Below are 16,068 nucleotides of genomic sequence, written 5' to 3'. Positions count from 1 at the left end.
CTCCGCGAGCGTTTGTCAGGGGACTTTGTGTGACATACAGTCCACCGAGCGCAGTGTGACTTGGAAGAGGTCCGCTGCCGACCCGGGATAGATCCGGGCCGGCAGGTCGCCTGTTCCCCGACGGAATCCGCCGGAACCGCCCCTTGGCGGAGTCCGCAGACGAAGAGAGAGAGCAGTATCCATGCGTTTTGCCAGAACGAGGTTGTCTCAGCGCCTCAAGCAGCGTGCGATGGCAGTAGGTGCCGCCGCACTGGTACTGCCTGTGGCCGCAGGAGTCGCTGGTGGAGCCGTCGCCGTGGCAGCACCCGCTCACGCCGCCCCCGTCCACACCGCACCGTCGGGTGGATACGAGGAGCTGTGGGTTCCTTCTTCGATGGGGAACATCAAGGTCCAGGTGCAGTGGGCAGCTCGTGGTGGTAGCGCCGCGCTCTACCTGCTCGACGGCCTGCGTGCCCGCAACGACCGCAACGCGTGGAGCTTCGAGACCAACGCGCTGGACCAGTACCGCAACGACAACGTCACCCTGGTCATGCCGGTCGGCGGCGAGTCGAGCTTCTACTCCGACTGGTACGCGCCCAGCAACTTCAACGGCCAGCCCATCACGTACAGGTGGGAGACCTTCCTGACTCAGGAGCTTCCCAACTTCCTCGCGAACTACGGTGTCTCCCGCACCAACAACGCGGTTCTCGGCCTGTCGATGGGTGGCAGCGCCGCTCTGACGCTCGCCGCGTACCACCGCGACCAGTTCAAGTTCGCCGGTTCGCTCTCCGGGTACCTGAACATCTCCGCTCCCGGCATGCGTGAAGCCATCCGGGTCGCCATGCTCGACGCCGGCCGGTTCAACGTCGACGCGATGTGGGGCCCGCCGTGGAACCCCGCGTGGCTGCGCAACGACCCGTTCGTGTTCGCCCCGCGTCTGCAGGGCCTGTCGATGTACATCTCGGCCGCCAGCGGCCTGCCCGGTGAGTTCGACCACCCGCGTGCACCGATCGACTACTACAACACCGCCAACGGCATGGGACTCGAGGCGCTCGCACTGGCCAACACCCGCGCCTTCCAGGTTCGCCTGGCCACCCTCGGTGTTCCCGCCCACTTCAGCTTCCCCGCCAACGGCACACACTCGTGGCCGTACTGGAGTTCGGAGCTGTGGAAGGCCCGCGGACAGATCCTGGACACGCTCGGCGCCTGGTGATCTGAGCTCGACATCGAATGCCGTCCCACCTTCCGGGTGGGACGGCATTCGTCGTTCGGGACCGGGTCTGTCCGGAGTGAGCCCGAACCGGGGGAACGGTCGGAATTCTCGTACCCGGGAGTGCGCAACGACATGTTTTGTCAGTAAGGTGATCCCGTCGAGACGCCACCCGCGCAGCGATCGCTGCGCGGGTGGCGTCTGTACGTGAGATTTTCACGAGAGTTCGAGTGGTTGCCGCGTCCGCGGCGCGCGAGGGATCAACCGGAGGGAAGACGATTTCATGCGAGTTGGGGGTTCGACGAGAACGAGCGGGTGGGCCAGACGCACCGCCGCCGCGATTGCTCTGGCAGTAGCACTGCCGCTGGGCGTGACCATGGTGGGCGGCGGCGCGACCGCATCCGCAGCCTTCGACCCTGCAGCCCAGGACTTCTGGGTCGACTCGAGCATGGGCCCGATCAAGAGCCGCATCTGGCGTGCAGCTGACGGCAACACCAGCCGTGTGGTGTACCTGCTCGACGGTCTCCGCGCCCAGGACGACCTCAGCGGCTGGGAAATCAACACCGACGCCGGGCCGTTCCTCGCTGCGCAGAACATCAACGTCGTCCAGCCGGTCGGCGGCCAGTCCAGCTTCTACTCGGACTGGGTGTCGAACTCGACCTTCAACGGTCAGAAGGTCACCTACAAGTGGGAGACCTTCCTCACAGAGGAACTCCGCAACGCGCTTGCGAACCGTCTCGGTTTCCAGTCCACCCGCAACGGTGTCATCGGCTTGTCGATGGGTGGCAGCGCCGCTCTGACGCTCGCCGCGTACCACCCGGACCAGTTCAACTACGCCGGTTCGCTCTCCGGGTATCTGAACATCTCCGCTCCCGGCATGCGTGAAGCCATTCGGGTCGCGATGCTCGACGCCGGTCGGTTCAACGTTGACGCGATGTGGGGCCCGCCGTGGAACCCGGCGTGGCTGCGTAACGACCCGTTCGTCTTCGCCAACAAGCTCCGGGACAACGGCACCCGCGTCTGGGTTTCCGCCGCGAACGGCATCCCCGCCCCCGGCGGCGCCGCCCCCACCGGGGTCATGGACGTGTTCAACGCCACTACCGGCGCGAGCCTCGAGGCGCTGTCGCTGGCCAACACCCGTGCCTTCCAGGTGCGGATGGCAACCATCGGCGCCAAGAACGTCACCTACAGCTTCCCGCCCCGCGGCATCCACAGCTGGCGGTACTGGCAGCAGCAGATCCACGATCTGGCGCCGGATCTCAGCAACACCATCGGCTAGCCGGAAATAGCTCGGAAGTAACAATTGCACCAGCGGTAACAGCGCGGCGCCCCCACTCGTCAGTTGATTGCGTGTAGAAAGAACCGGAACGTGAGGCAGTGTTCCGTGTTGTGGCCTCGACGCGCAGAGAGAGAGTGAACGTCATGCGAGTAGGCCTGCTCAGGGCAGAACGTCAGCGTGTGTCGGCCGGAGTGGTCCGCAGAAGGGTCCTCACCTCGCTCGCAGCTGTGCTCGTGGTGCCGGTGGCGGTCGGGTTCACCTCGACCGCCACCGCGTCCGCTGCGCCGGTTGCCGTGCACGCGGCTCCGGTGGCTACGCAGGCGCCGAGTGGAGCGACCATTCATCACGTCGACTGGCTGTCCGACCGCCGGGTCGCACTGTGGGTCAACTCTCCGTCCATGGGTGTGCCGATTCAGGTCCAGTTGCTGCTCGCCCGCGATTGGAATTCCAAGCCGACCGAGAAGTTCCCGTCGGTCTGGATGCTCGACGGCCTGCGGGCGCAGGACAACGAGAACGGCTGGACACTCGAAACCGACGCCGAATCGTTCTTCGCGGACAAGAACATCAACGTCGTCCTTCCCGTGGGCGGGCAGTCCAGCTTCTACTCCGACTGGGTGGCGCAGGACAACGGCCAGAACTACCAGTGGGAGACGTTCCTCACCAAGGAACTGCCGCCTATCCTCGAGAGCGACTGGCGTACCACCCAGACGCGTGGAGTGGTCGGGTTGTCCATGGGCGGGACATCGGCCATGTTCCTCGCCGCTCGCAACCAGGGATTCTTCGACTTCGCCGCGTCACTGTCGGGCATGTTGACCACCACGGCGCTCGGAATGCCGCAGGCCGTCGCTTACGCCATGAGTGATGCCGGCGGGTTCGACGCGAACGCCATGTGGGGACCTCCGACCAGCTCGGCGTGGGAAGAGCACGACCCGTACCTCCTGGCCGACAAGCTCAAGGGTGTCAGCCTGTACATCTCCAGCGGCAGCGGAACCACCGGCCCGTACGACCAGCCGTCGGGTATTCCGGGCGTGAGTACTAATTACGCGGGCATGGGTCTGGAAATTCTTTCGCGTCTCACCTCGCAGACGTTCGCCACCAAGCTCAACAAGCTGGGCATTCCCGCGCAGGTCAATTACCGCCCGTCCGGGACACACTCGTGGCCGTACTGGCAGTTCGAGCTGCACCAGCTGTGGCCGCAGCTGGCCGCCGCCGTGGGCATCGAGGCAGACAAGCCGGTGTGTGGCACGGGTGGCTCCATTGCCGGGGTCGCCGCGGCCAGCCCGTGGATCGGGGACTGCCTCACACCCGAGTACAGCCTCGCGGGCGGCACGGTGCAGGACTTCCGTTTCGGCAGGATCTTCGCCAAGTCCGACACGGGCACCCATCCGGTTGCCGGGGCCATCGGCGGCGCCTACCAGGCGGCAGGCGGTCCGACAGGGCCCCTCGGCTACCCGACCACACCCGAGCTGGGCACACCGGACGGTCGCGGTCGTTTCAATCACTTCGAGCACGGGTCCATCTACTGGACACCGCAAACCGGTGCGCATGCCATCCGCGGGGCCATTCTCGCGGAGTGGGCACGCCAGGGCTGGGAAGGCGGGCCGCTCGGTTACCCGGTGGCCGACGAGGTGCCCACCCCCGGCAAGGACGGTGTCGTGCAGGGCTTCGAGATCGGCGCCATGTATTACAGCCCCGTCCACGGCACGCACCGCGTGCAGGGGATGATCATGGGCAAGTACGCCGAGCTCGGGTATGAAGGCGGATGGCTCGGGTTCCCGAAGACGAGCGAGATCGCAGTCAAGGACGGCGGCCGGTTCAACGAGTTCGAGGGCGGCAACATCTACTGGAGCCCGTTGTCCGGCGCCTGGGCGATCGAGAACGGTCCGATCTTCGACGCCTGGAAGAGCGTCGGCTACGAAGCCGGCCGGATCGGCTTCCCGATCAGTGACAAATTCGTCATCCCCGGCGGTGTGCAGCAGAACTTCCAGACCGGCTACATCACCCTGATCGACGGTAAGGCCGAAGTGCACTGATGTGAGTAATGCAGCGGGCGGGACCGGTCCAGCGGACCGGGTTCCCGCCCGATCTGCGTCTGTACCCTGTCGAGAGACAACGACTTGGAAAACTAGGACGGAAATAGATGCCGCAGCATTCACGTATCAGCACCACCTTCGCACGAGCACTGGCGACCGGCGCGATTGCAGTTGCAGCAAGCGGATTGCTCGTCGGATGCGGCAGCGACGACTCCACGGCGACGTCCACTCCGTCCGCGACCACCACGGCAGCGGCCACGTCCAGTGCCACCGAGAGTTCGGCGCCTGCTGCCAGTGGAAGTGCCACCTCGTCGGCGCCGGTGACGAGCCCCGGCCAGGCGGCGACCGCGCCGCCGGAGCAGCCCGAAGAAGTTCCCGGTGACTTCCCCGGGCCCAGTGAGGTTCCTGTCAGCGCCGACGGTCAGCGGTTCCTCGCCGCACTGAAGGACAAGGGCATCGAACCGGCCGCCGACGGAACCATGGCCGTGAGCACCGCCGACTTCATCTGCCAGTCCAAGGCAGAAGGAAAGAGCGACGCCGACACGATGGTGTTCGTCACGGCGATGGTGGGCTCCGAGGCTGCTGCGGCGGGCAAGGAACTCAGCCAGGAGCAGGCGACGGCCGACGCGCAGACCTACGTGGACGTCGCGCACGCCACCTACTGCAAGTAAACGCCGATGACGGGGACCAGGCGCGGAACGCGGAAGAAGAAGAGCAGCCTCCTGCGCAAGCTCGTACTGCTGGGGGCCTTCCTGCTGGTGGTTCTGCTGGCACTGATCGCACTCTGGTATCTCCTTGCGGGGCGGCTCCCCGAACCCATCCCGAGCCCGCCCGGTCCGGATCGTCCCGATTCGCAATCCGCGAGCTGCCCGGACGTCCAGGTCGTCGTCGTCCCGGGAACGTGGGAGTCCAGCCCCACCGACGATCCGTACAACCCGACCGCGAACCCGGCGTCGCTGATGCTCAACGTGTCCCGGCCGTTGCAGCAACAGTTTCCGCCGTCGCGTGCCGACGTCTACACGGTTCCGTACGTCGCCCAGTTCTCCAATCCGGTCGCGTTCCCGCCGGACGGCCAGCAGTCGTACAACAACAGCCGGGCCGCAGGGATGGCAGCTGCCAACGACATTCTCATCCGTCGCCACGCCGAATGCCCGCTGACGAGCTTCCTGCTGACCGGTTTCTCGCAGGGTGCGGTGATCGCGGGCGACATCGCGTCGAGCATCGGCGCCGGTGACGGTCCTGTCCCGGAAGACCTCGTTCTCGGTGTCGGCCTCATCGCCGACGGCCGCCGGGACCCCTCGGCCGCCACGAATGTCGGTGCTCCGGTCGTCGGTGTCGGCGCCGAGTTGTCGCTCGCCGGGCTGCAGATTCCGGGCATCACGATGACCGGACCGCGTCCCGGTGGCTTCGGAGAACTCGCCGACCGCACGGTCGAGATCTGCGCACCGTCGGACGGCATCTGCGACGCACCCGCCCGGGCTTTGGCGCCGGGCAATTGGATCGGCAGCGCGCTACGCCTGCTCGAGTACAACAACAACCCTGTCCACGCGCTGTACAACTCGTACGTCGTGGACGGAAACGGCACCACGGCCACCCAGTGGATGGCGCGGTGGGCAGCGGAGAAGATCGCCGCCGCGCCGACGCCGCCGCACAGTTGAGTTTGTGACTGGTGGGTATGCCGAGGTCCCTGATCCGGAAATCGTCCCAAACAGAGACGCACGCCTCGTACTCGCCGGTAGTGTGCGTTTCTCGGCACCGGTAGAGTGCTGCACTGTTGCGGCACCACCCGTGCCCATCCCACCGATGTTCACGTCCTGTTGCGCGGGCGTTTCACCACAGGAGAAGCGATACATGAGTTCCGAGGCCAGCCCGCCCCGTAAGTTCCGATTCGCGGCCGGCGGCGAGGGCAATGCAGACGAGGGCGGCGCGCGCCGGTTCGTCAAACTGGCCCAGAAAGCCGAGGAACTCGGGTTCGACAGCTTCATGATCCCCGATCACCTGGGTAATCAGGTGGGGCCGATCGCCGCGCTCGGTGCGCTGGCCATAGCCACCGACAAGATCCGTTTGGGCACCGCGGTGCTCGCCAACGGCTTCCGGCACCCGGCGATCCTCGCCAAGGATGCGGCCACCATCGACGTGTTGTCGGGTGGACGCCTCGAGCTCGGTATCGGCGCCGGGTGGATGAAAGAAGAGTTCGACAAGGGTGGCATCGACTACGAGCGACCCGGCGTGCGCATCGCGAAGCTCGAGGAGTCGCTGCAGATTCTCGACACGCTGCTGCGCGGCCAGGAATGCAACTTCGACGGCAAGTACTACCAGATCAAGGGCCTGACCGGCAGTCCACGGCCCCGACAGGGCCCGCGCCCGCCGATCGCGGTCGGCGGTGGCGGCCCCAAGATGCTGGCTCTTGCCGCCAAGTACGCGGACATTATTTCCGTCGCCACCCCCACCAGCAAGGAAGGCAAGCTGCTGCTGTCGGGGGTCACGCTCGAGAAGACGATGGAACGGGTCGAACGGATCCGCGAAGCGGCCGGTGAGCGATTCGGCGACATCGAGCTGAACTGGACGATCACGACCATCGTCATCACCGACGACAGGGAGCAGACGGCCGAGATGGCACTCTCGGCGCTCGATCAGGGCTTCCCACCCAACATCGAGGTGGACGCCAAGCTCTCGGTCGAGGACATCCTCAACTCGCCCTACCTCGCGATCGGCAGTTTCGACGAGATCGCCGATCAGATCCGGATGGTGCGCGAGAAGACGACAATGTCCTACGTCGGCGTGTTCCCCACACAGATGGATGCGTTCGCGCCGATCATCTCGCAACTGAAGGGCGAGTAGACGCAGCGTAGCGAGGGCGGCGATGCCAATCTGTAACATATCGATGGTTTGGAATCGATGCACTTATTCGGGTGAGTCGCGTTTCGCGTGATTCCCCACGAGTTGTACAAGATCCGATTCGGCGAAGGAAGTCTGGGGCGCAGGCATGCCGGTGGCGTGCCTGTGTGATCGCTTCGGAGGAGATGGAATGAACGCGAAGTTCGATGATTTTATCGACGAGAAGGGCCATATCCGGCTCGACTCGGACAGTACGTTGGTCGACTATGTCCAGCGTCACACGCGAGAGAACTCGGACGAGTTGGCGTACCGCTACATCGACTATTCGCGGGACCGTGACGGCGAAGCCCACGAGCTGACCTGGGAACAGTTCGGTTATCGCCTGCGTGCTGTCGCTGCCCGCCTCCAGCAGGTCACCAAGCCGGGCGACCGTGTCGCCGTCCTCGCGCCGCAGGGTCTCGACTACGTCATCTCGTTCTTCGCCGCAATCCACGCCGGCACCATTGCGGTGCCGCTGTTCGATCCCGACGAGCCCGGTCACACCGACCGCCTCCACGCCGTCCTCGGTGACTGCAAGCCCTCCGCGATCCTCACGGCCACCTCCTCCGCCGCGGGCGTTCGCCAGTTCTTCCGGTCGCTTCCCGCAGCCGAACGCCCTCGCATCATCGCGGTCGACGCCATTCCCGACAGCGTCGGCGACAGCTGGGTTCGCCCCGAGATCGACCTCGACGACATCGCTTACCTGCAGTACACGTCCGGCTCCACACGTGTCCCCGCCGGTGTCGAGATCACCCACCGTGCCGTGGGCACTAACGCCCTGCAGATGGTCGACTCCATCGAGCTCAACGAGAACTCGCGCGGCGTCACGTGGCTGCCCCTGTTCCACGACATGGGCCTGCTGACGGTCATTCTGCCTGCGCTGGGCGGCAAGTACATCACCATCATGAGTCCGCGTGCCTTCGTGCAGCGTCCGTACCGCTGGATCAAGGAGCTTGCCGCGGTTTCGGACGGCGCGGGCACCTTCGCCGCTGCCCCCAACTTCGCCTTCGAGCACGCGGCCGCCCGCGGTCTGCCGAAGAACGGCGAAAGCCTCGACCTGAGCAACGTGATCGGCCTCATCAACGGCAGCGAACCGGTGACGACGTCGTCGATGCGCAAGTTCAACGAGGCGTTCGCGCCCTACGGTCTGCCCAAGACGGCGATCAAGCCGTCGTATGGCATGGCCGAGGCCACCTTGTTCGTGTCGGCGACCCGGCATTCGGACGAGGCCCGGGTCATCTACGTCGACCGCAACGAACTCAATGCGGGACGCGTCGTCAAGGTCGATCAGGACGCCGAGAACGCGATCCCGCAGGTGTCGTGCGGATACGTGGCGCGCAGCCAGTGGGCTGCCATCGTCGATCCGGAGACGGGCATCGAGCAGCCCGACGACCGGGTCGGGGAGATCTGGCTGCACGGTGAGAACATCGGCACCGGCTACTGGGGACGCACCGACGAGACCGCGGAAACGTTCCACAACAAGCTGACCAACCGGCTCGTCGAGGGCAGCCACGCCGAGGGCACACCCGAGGATGCCAATTGGATGCGGACCGGGGACTTCGGCGTCTACATCGACGGTGAGCTGTTCATCACGGGCCGCGTGAAGGACCTCGTGATCGTCGACGGCCGCAACCACTACCCGCAAGATCTCGAATTCTCCGCTCAGGAGGCGAGTAACGCCCTTCGGCCCGGTTTCGTGGCCGCGTTCGCCGTCCCGGCCAACCAGTTGCCGTCGGTCGTGTTCGAAAACACACAGTCGGGGCTGTCGTTCGATCCCGACGATTCCTCGGAGCAGCTCGTCATCGTCGCCGAGCGTGCTCCCGGCGCCGGCAAGGCCGATCCGCAGCCCATCTCCGACACGGTGCGGGCAGCCATCTCGAGCAGGCACGGTGTGACCGCACGGGACATTCTGTTGGTGCCGGCGGGATCGATTCCGCGCACGTCGAGCGGCAAGATCGCCCGCCGCGCCTGCAAGGCGAGCTACATCGAAGGGACCCTGCGTGGCGGATACACGCAGACGTCGTTCCCCGATAGCGTTTCCGACTAGTCCACTTTCTGACGGGTAGCTTGGTGAGTTGATGGCTGAATTGAATGAAGACCGGGGTAGCAGCGCGAGTGCGACCACCAGCGATGCGGACCGAGCGGCGGGGTCTGCCGGCGACATGACGGTTGCGCAGCTGCGTGAGTGGCTCCGCAACTGGGTCGCCGACGCCACCGGCCAGCCGGTCGCCCAGATCACCGACGACCGCCCGATGGAAGAGTTCGGCCTCTCGTCCCGCGATGCCGTCGCCTTGAGCGGCGAGATCGAGGAACTGGTCGGCGTGACGCTCACCGCGACGGTCGCCTATCAGCATCCGACCATTGCCTCGCTCGCCACGCGCATCATCGAGGGTGAGCCCGAGCAGATCGACGATTCGGTCGATGCCGCGTACTACGCGTCCGCGCCGACGTCGGACTCGCACGACATCGCGATCGTGGGGCTCTCGACCCGATTCCCGGGAGCGGGGGAGACCCCCGTCGAGATGTGGGAGATGCTCGCGCAGGGCCGCGACGGCATTTCCGACCTCCCCGAGGGCCGGTGGGAGGAATTCACCGCCGACCCGCAGATCAAGGCGGCGGTCGAGAAGGCCAACACGCTGGGTGGCTACCTAGACGACGTGAAGGGTTTCGACGCGGAATTCTTCGCGATGTCTCCGCTCGAGGTCGTCAACGTCGATCCGCAGCAGCGCCTCGCGATGGAGTTGACCTGGGAGGCGCTCGAGCACGCCCGCATTCCCGCGAGCGATCTCAAGGGCGAGCAGGTCGGTGTGTTCATCGGCAGCTCGGCCAACGATTATCAGATGCTGGCGGTCAGTGCCGAGGGCGGCGCTCACCCGTATGCGCTGACCGGCACGTCGACGGCGATCGTCGCGAACCGTGTCTCCTACTTCTACGACTTCCGTGGGCCTTCCGTCGCGCTCGACACGGCGTGCTCCTCCTCGCTGGTCGCCGTGCACCAGGCGGTGCGTTCGCTGCGGACGGGTGAATCCGACGTCGCGCTTGCCGGTGGCGTCAACATGCTCATCGCACCCCCCGGAACCCTCGGGTTCGACCAGCTCGGTGTGATGGCCGCCAACGGGCGCATCAAGGCATTCTCCGCTGACGCCGACGGCATGATCCGGGCAGAGGGCGGCGGACTCGTCGTTCTGAAGCGCCTCGAAGATGCCGAGCGCGACGGCGACCAGGTTCTGGCCGTGATCGCCGGCAGCGCGGTCAACCAGGACGGCCGCTCCAACGGTCTCGCGGCCCCGAACCCGGACGCTCAGGCCGATGTTCTACGACACGCGTACCGCGACGCCGGCATCAATCCTTCGGCTGTCGACTACATCGAAGCTCATGGCACCGGCACCATCCTCGGCGATCCGATCGAGGCCGACGCGCTCGGCCGCATCGTCGGGCGTGGACGTGCCGACGACAAGCCTGCGCTCCTCGGATCCGCCAAGACCAACTTCGGCCACCTCGAGGCAGCGGCCGGTGCGGCCGGCCTCATCAAGGTCGTGCTGGCAATGCAGGAAGACACCCTGCCGCCCACACTGAACTATGCGGGACCCAACCCGTACATCGCGTTCGACAAGGCACACCTGCAGGTCATCCCGGAAGGTGCGGCCTGGCCGCGCTACTCGGGCGCCGCGGTGGCAGGTGTCTCCGGATTCGGTTTCGGTGGCACCAACGCTCACGTCGTCGTGCGGGAATACACCGGGCCGGTTGCCGACGAGGAGACCACCGGCGCAGTCACCGACGACAGCGCCGACACGACAGACGTCGCCACGCAGGTCGATGAGACCGCGGTTGTGGATGAGACCGCTCCTGTGGAGCAGACCGTCGTCCTTCCGGTGTCGGGCGCGCTGCCCTCACGACGTCGCCGTGCCGCCGCCGATCTCGCCGACTGGCTCGAGACGGAAGAGGGCAGCACCACGCCTCTCGCCGATGTCGCTCGTGCCCTCGCGCGCCGCAATCACGGTCGTTCCCGGGCCGTGGTGCTGGCGAAGACGCGTTCCGAGGCGATCACGGGATTGCGTGCGGTCGCCGCGGGTAAGCCGGGTCATGGTGTGTTCTCGGCTGATTCACCGTCGTCGAAGGGTCCGGTGTGGGTGTTGTCGGGCTTCGGTTCACAGCACCGCAAGATGGCCAAGCAGCTGTATCTCGAGAATGCTGTGTTCGCTGCGGCCATCGACGAAGTGGACGCGCTGATCGAGGACGAGGCCGGCTACTCCATGAAGGAGAAGTTCCTCGACGACAGCGTCGACTACGACGTCGAGACGTCGCAGGTCGGCATCTTCACGATCCAGATCGGCCTGGCGGCGTTGCTGCGCCACCACGGCGCCGAGCCGGAGGCCGTGGTCGGTCACTCCATGGGCGAGGCCGCGGCGGCGTTCATCTCCGGTGGTCTGCCGCTGGAGGACGCAGTCCGGGTGATCTGCGCCCGTTCGCGTCTGATGGGTGAGGCCGAGGCCACGCTCGAGGGCGACGACATCCGTCTGATGGCGCTCGTCGAGTACAGCGCGGCCGAGATCGAGACCGTTCTCCCGGACTTTCCGCACCTCGAGGTCTGCGTGTACGCGGCCCCGACCCACACGGTGATCGGCGGACCCGAGTCCGAGGTCAACGCGATCGTCGCGCGGGCCGAGGGTGAGGAGAAGATGGCCAGGGTCCTTCAGACGAAGGGCGCGAGCCACACCTCGCAGGTGGACCCGCTGCTGGGTGAGCTGGCGGCCGAACTGGCCGGAATCGAACCCACCAAGCTGAAGTGCGGCGTGTACTCGTCGGTCGATCAGGACACCTTCTACCGCGCCGGCCACGAGCCGATCCACCGCGAGGAGTACTGGACCAAGGGTCTGCGGCACAGCGTGTACTTCACCAACGCCGTGCGCCTCGCCGTCGGAAGCGGGCACACCACGTTCGTGGAGCTCGCCCCGAACCCAGTGGCTTTGATGTCGGTGGCGGCCACGGCTTTCGACGCCGGTCTGCACGACATGCAGCTCATCCAGACGCTCAAGCGCAAGGAAGACGAGCCGCTCGGTGTGCTCGCCGCGCTGGCGCAGCTGTACGTCCACGGACACGCGGTCGACCTGTCGTCGTTGCTGCCCGCCGGCGACTACGCGTCCGTGCCGCGCACGGCGTGGCTCCGGAAGCCGTACTGGGTGCACAGCCGCATCACGTCGAGCGGCAACAACCGAGTTCCCGGTGCACACGTGTCTTTGCCCGACGGCCGCCACGTGTGGGAAGTCCAAGCCGACGCCGTCACCGACCTGCCCGCGCTGGTCACCGCCGCCGCGGCCCAGGTGCTGTCGGATGTCGCGCTGACCGCGTCGATTTCCCATGCCGAGGTTCCGGCCGATGGAACCCTCACCACCACGCTCACCACTCATCCCGGTGGTGCGTCCGTTCAGGTGCATGCCCGGACCGCGACCGGTTTCACGCTGCTGTTCGATGCTGCGGTCTCCTCGGGAGAGGTGCTTCCGGAGCCTGTCGCTACCGCGGCGCCGGCGGCGGAGCCGGTGGAGGAACTGCCCGAGGTCGTCGAAGACATCGGGGACAAATGGGACCCGAACGGTTCGCAGTCGCTGGACGATCGCCTGGCGTTGATCGTTGCGGAGTCGATGGGTTACTCACCCGAAGATCTGCCTGCCGAGATCCCGCTCATCGAACTGGGCCTCGACTCGCTGATGGCGGTGCGCATCAAGAACCGCGTCGAGTACGAGTTCGACATCCCGCAGCTTCAGTTGCAGGCCGTCAAGGACGCCAACCTCATGGAGGTGGGCAAGTACCTGCGATACGCGGTGGAGAACCGTGAAGAGGTGCAGGCGCTCGCCGACAAGCAGAAGGCCGAGAGGGAGGCCGCCGAGGCCGCCGAGGCCGCTAATGATGCCGAGGCCGCCGGGGCCGCCAACGGTTCGGAGTCTGTGACCGAACCCGCCGCACCGGTCTCCGAGGCGGTGACCGAACCCGCCCCACAGGAAAGCGTTGTCGCGAACGGCAATTCGATGGACAGCAAGGAAGCGTTCGCCGATGCGACCGGTTCGGACGTCCCACCGCGTGATGCGGCCGAGCGACTGACCTTCGCGACGTGGGCCGTTGTCACCGGTGAGTCCGCGAAAGGCATCTTCAACACGTTGCCGATCGTCGGCGACGAGGTGGCGGAGAAGCTGGCCGCACGCCTGTCCGAGCGTGCGAACGGGGAGATCACGTTCGACGACGTCCTCGATGCCACCACCATCGAGGAGCTGGCCAATGTGGTCCGCGGATTCCTCGAGGACTCCGGCAAGATCGACGGGTTGGTGCGCACACTGCGCGCGCGTCCCGAAGGGTCCACAGCCGTACCGGTATTCGTGTTCCATCCGGCCGGCGGTTCGACAGTCGTGTACGAGCCGCTGCTCAAGCGACTGCCCGAGGGCACGCCGATGTACGGGTTCGAGCGCACGGAGGGTCCGATCGAGAAGCGGGCCGCCGAGTACCTTCCCTTGATCCGTGAGATCCAGGGCGACGGGCCGTACGTGCTGTACGGCTGGTCGCTCGGTGGTGTGCTGGCGTATGCGGTGGCGAAGTTGCTGCGGGCGGAGGGTGCCGACGTCCGGATCGTCGGCTTGATCGACACCGTCATGGCGGGTGAAGAGGTGCCGGAGACTCCGGACGAGATCCGGAAGCGCTGGCAGCGTTACGCGGCGTTCGCGAAGAAGACCTACAACGTCGACTACCCGCTGCCGTACGACAAGCTCGCGGCGGCGGGCAGCGACGAGGAACAGGTCAAGATCCTGACCGAACTGCTGAAGCTGAGCGGCACCAAGATCCCCGGCGGCATCATCGAGCACCAGCGCACGTCGTGGCTCGATAATCGGGCCATCCAGACTGCCGAGCTGGAGCAGTACGACGGCGAGGTGGTCCTATACATGGCCGACCGCTATCACGACGACGTCATGCAGCTCGAGCCCGCTTTCAAGACTCGTAAGCCCGACGGCGGCTGGGGTGACGCGGTCGAGAACCTGGAAATCATCCACGTCGGTGGCGACCACCTGCAGATCGTCGACGAGCCGTACATCGCGAAGGTCGGGGCCGATCTCACCAAGAAGCTGGCGGCCATCTCCGCCGTCGGAATCGGAGCACAGTAGTGACCACGACCACCGCAGAGAAGCTGGCGGAGCTGCGCGAAAAGCTCGACGTCGCCAAGGAACCCGCGGGAGAGCAGGCGATCGCGAAACGTGCGAAGAAGGGCATTCCCAGCGCACGGGACCGCATCGACATGCTCCTCGACCCCGGGAGCTTCATCGAGGTGGGCGCGCTCATGCGCCAGCCCGGTGACCCCAACGCCCTGTACAGCGACGGTGTGGTCACCGGCCACGGCACCGTCGACGGATGCCCGGTCGCAGTGTTCTCGCACGACCAGACCGTGTTCGGTGGTTCCGTCGGTGAGATGTTCGGCCGGAAGGTCGCGGCGATCATGGAATTCGCGGCCAAGATCGGCTGCCCCTGCGTGGGCATCAACGACTCCGGCGGCGCCCGCGTCCAGGACGCGGTCACCTCGCTGGCGTGGTACGCCGAGCTCGGCCGCCGGCAGGAGCCGCTGTCCGGGATGTGCCCGCAGATCTCGATGATCCTCGGCAAGTGTGCCGGTGGGGCCGTGTACGCGCCCATCAACACCGACATCCTGGTGGCCACCGAGGAGTCGTACATGTTCGTGACCGGACCCGACGTGGTGCGGAAGATCACGGGCGAGGATGTCAGCCTCGAAGAACTCGGTGGCGCCCGGAACCAGGCGCAGTACGGCAACCTGCACCATGTCGCGGCCGACGAGAAGGCCGCCTTCGAGTGGGTGCGCAAGTACCTCAGCTTCCTGCCGTCGAGCTGCATGGAGCAGCCGCCGGTGGTCAACCCGGGTCTCGAACCGGAGATCACGGACTCGGACCGGGATCTGGACACCTTCATTCCCGACGCCGACAACGCCGGCTACGACATGCACGACATCCTGCTGCGAATTTTCGACGACGGCGAGTTCCACGAGATCGGCGGGCAAGTCGCGCTCAACATCATCACCGGCTTCGCCCGCGTGGACGGCCGCACGGTCGGGGTGATCGCGAACCAGCCGCTGGTCGCCGCGGGTGCCCTGGACGCGCAGGCCTCGGACAAGGCCGCGCATTTCATCCGCATCTGCGACGCGTTCGACATCCCGCTGGTGTTTGCCGTCGACACGCCTGGGTTCCTGCCGGGTCTCGAGCAGGAGCGGATCGGCGTCATCAAGCGGGGCGGCCGGTTCATCTTCGCGTTCGTGACGGCGACGGTGCCGAAGGTGACCGTCGTGATCCGCAAGGCGTACGGCGGCGCGTACGCTGTCATGGGCTCCAAGCAGCTCGGTGCCGACATCAACTTTGCGTGGCCCACCGCCCGCATCGCCGTCATGGGCGCCGAGGGTGCCGTCGATCTCATCGGCCGCCGTCAGATCGAGGCCGCCGGCGAGAACGCACCCGCGGTCCGGCGTCAGCTGATCAACTTCTACAACGAGAACATCGCAACGCCGTACATCGCCGCCGAGCGCGGGTACATCGACGCGGTGATCGAGCCCTCCACGACCAGGCTCGAGATCCGTAAGGCGCTGACGATGCTGCGCGACAAGACGGTGCAGCGCAATCCGCGCAAGCACGATCTGATGCCGCTCTAGC

At 66.1% G+C, this 16,068-nt stretch carries 9 protein-coding genes; all 9 read left to right on the top strand.

Annotated elements, in window-relative coordinates; all coding sequences use genetic code 11:
- The first annotated feature begins 181 nt into the window (after window positions 1–181).
- The 9 genes from JQT59_RS04005 (at window position 182) to JQT59_RS03965 (ending at window position 16,067) form a co-directional block, all read left to right on the top strand.
- Entirely contained in the window at window positions 182–1,192 is a 1,011-nt protein-coding gene (locus JQT59_RS04005; RefSeq protein WP_213574730.1) for an alpha/beta hydrolase, read from the top strand.
- 280 nt (window positions 1,193–1,472) lie between these two features.
- A complete protein-coding gene (locus tag JQT59_RS04000) occupies window positions 1,473–2,468 on the top strand; it encodes an alpha/beta hydrolase (RefSeq protein WP_213574728.1) in 996 nt (331 codons plus the stop codon).
- Between the two features lie 143 nt (window positions 2,469–2,611).
- Entirely contained in the window at window positions 2,612–4,501 is a 1,890-nt protein-coding gene (locus JQT59_RS03995) for an alpha/beta hydrolase-fold protein (protein WP_213574726.1), read from the top strand.
- A gap of 107 nt (window positions 4,502–4,608) precedes the next feature.
- On the top strand, window positions 4,609–5,172 hold the full coding sequence (locus JQT59_RS03990; RefSeq protein ID WP_213574724.1) for a DUF732 domain-containing protein: 564 nt from the start codon (window positions 4,609–4,611) through the stop codon (window positions 5,170–5,172).
- Window positions 5,173–5,178: 6 nt separating this feature from the next.
- Window positions 5,179–6,159, top strand: coding sequence for a cutinase family protein (locus tag JQT59_RS03985; RefSeq protein ID WP_213574722.1), 981 nt, complete (start codon window positions 5,179–5,181; stop codon window positions 6,157–6,159).
- A gap of 193 nt (window positions 6,160–6,352) precedes the next feature.
- A complete protein-coding gene (locus JQT59_RS03980) occupies window positions 6,353–7,342 on the top strand; it encodes an LLM class F420-dependent oxidoreductase (RefSeq protein ID WP_213574720.1) in 990 nt (329 codons plus the stop codon).
- Between the two features lie 187 nt (window positions 7,343–7,529).
- A complete protein-coding gene (gene fadD32 / locus JQT59_RS03975) occupies window positions 7,530–9,425 on the top strand; it encodes a long-chain-fatty-acid--AMP ligase FadD32 (RefSeq protein ID WP_213574716.1) in 1,896 nt (631 codons plus the stop codon).
- 115 nt (window positions 9,426–9,540) lie between these two features.
- Window positions 9,541–14,523, top strand: coding sequence for a polyketide synthase Pks13 (gene pks13, locus JQT59_RS03970; RefSeq protein ID WP_213577412.1), 4,983 nt, complete (start codon window positions 9,541–9,543; stop codon window positions 14,521–14,523).
- A complete protein-coding gene (locus JQT59_RS03965; RefSeq protein ID WP_213574714.1) occupies window positions 14,523–16,067 on the top strand; it encodes an acyl-CoA carboxylase subunit beta in 1,545 nt (514 codons plus the stop codon). Before pks13 ends, JQT59_RS03965 begins: the two co-directional genes overlap by 1 nt.
- The last annotated feature ends 1 nt before the right edge of the window (window position 16,068 follow it).

Source organism: Rhodococcus sp. USK13, assembly GCF_018343855.1.
Taxonomy (GTDB): domain Bacteria; phylum Actinomycetota; class Actinomycetes; order Mycobacteriales; family Mycobacteriaceae; genus Rhodococcus_F; species Rhodococcus_F oxybenzonivorans.
Note: the sequence above shows the minus strand (reverse complement) of the source record. Positions and strands in the feature narration are given on the sequence as shown.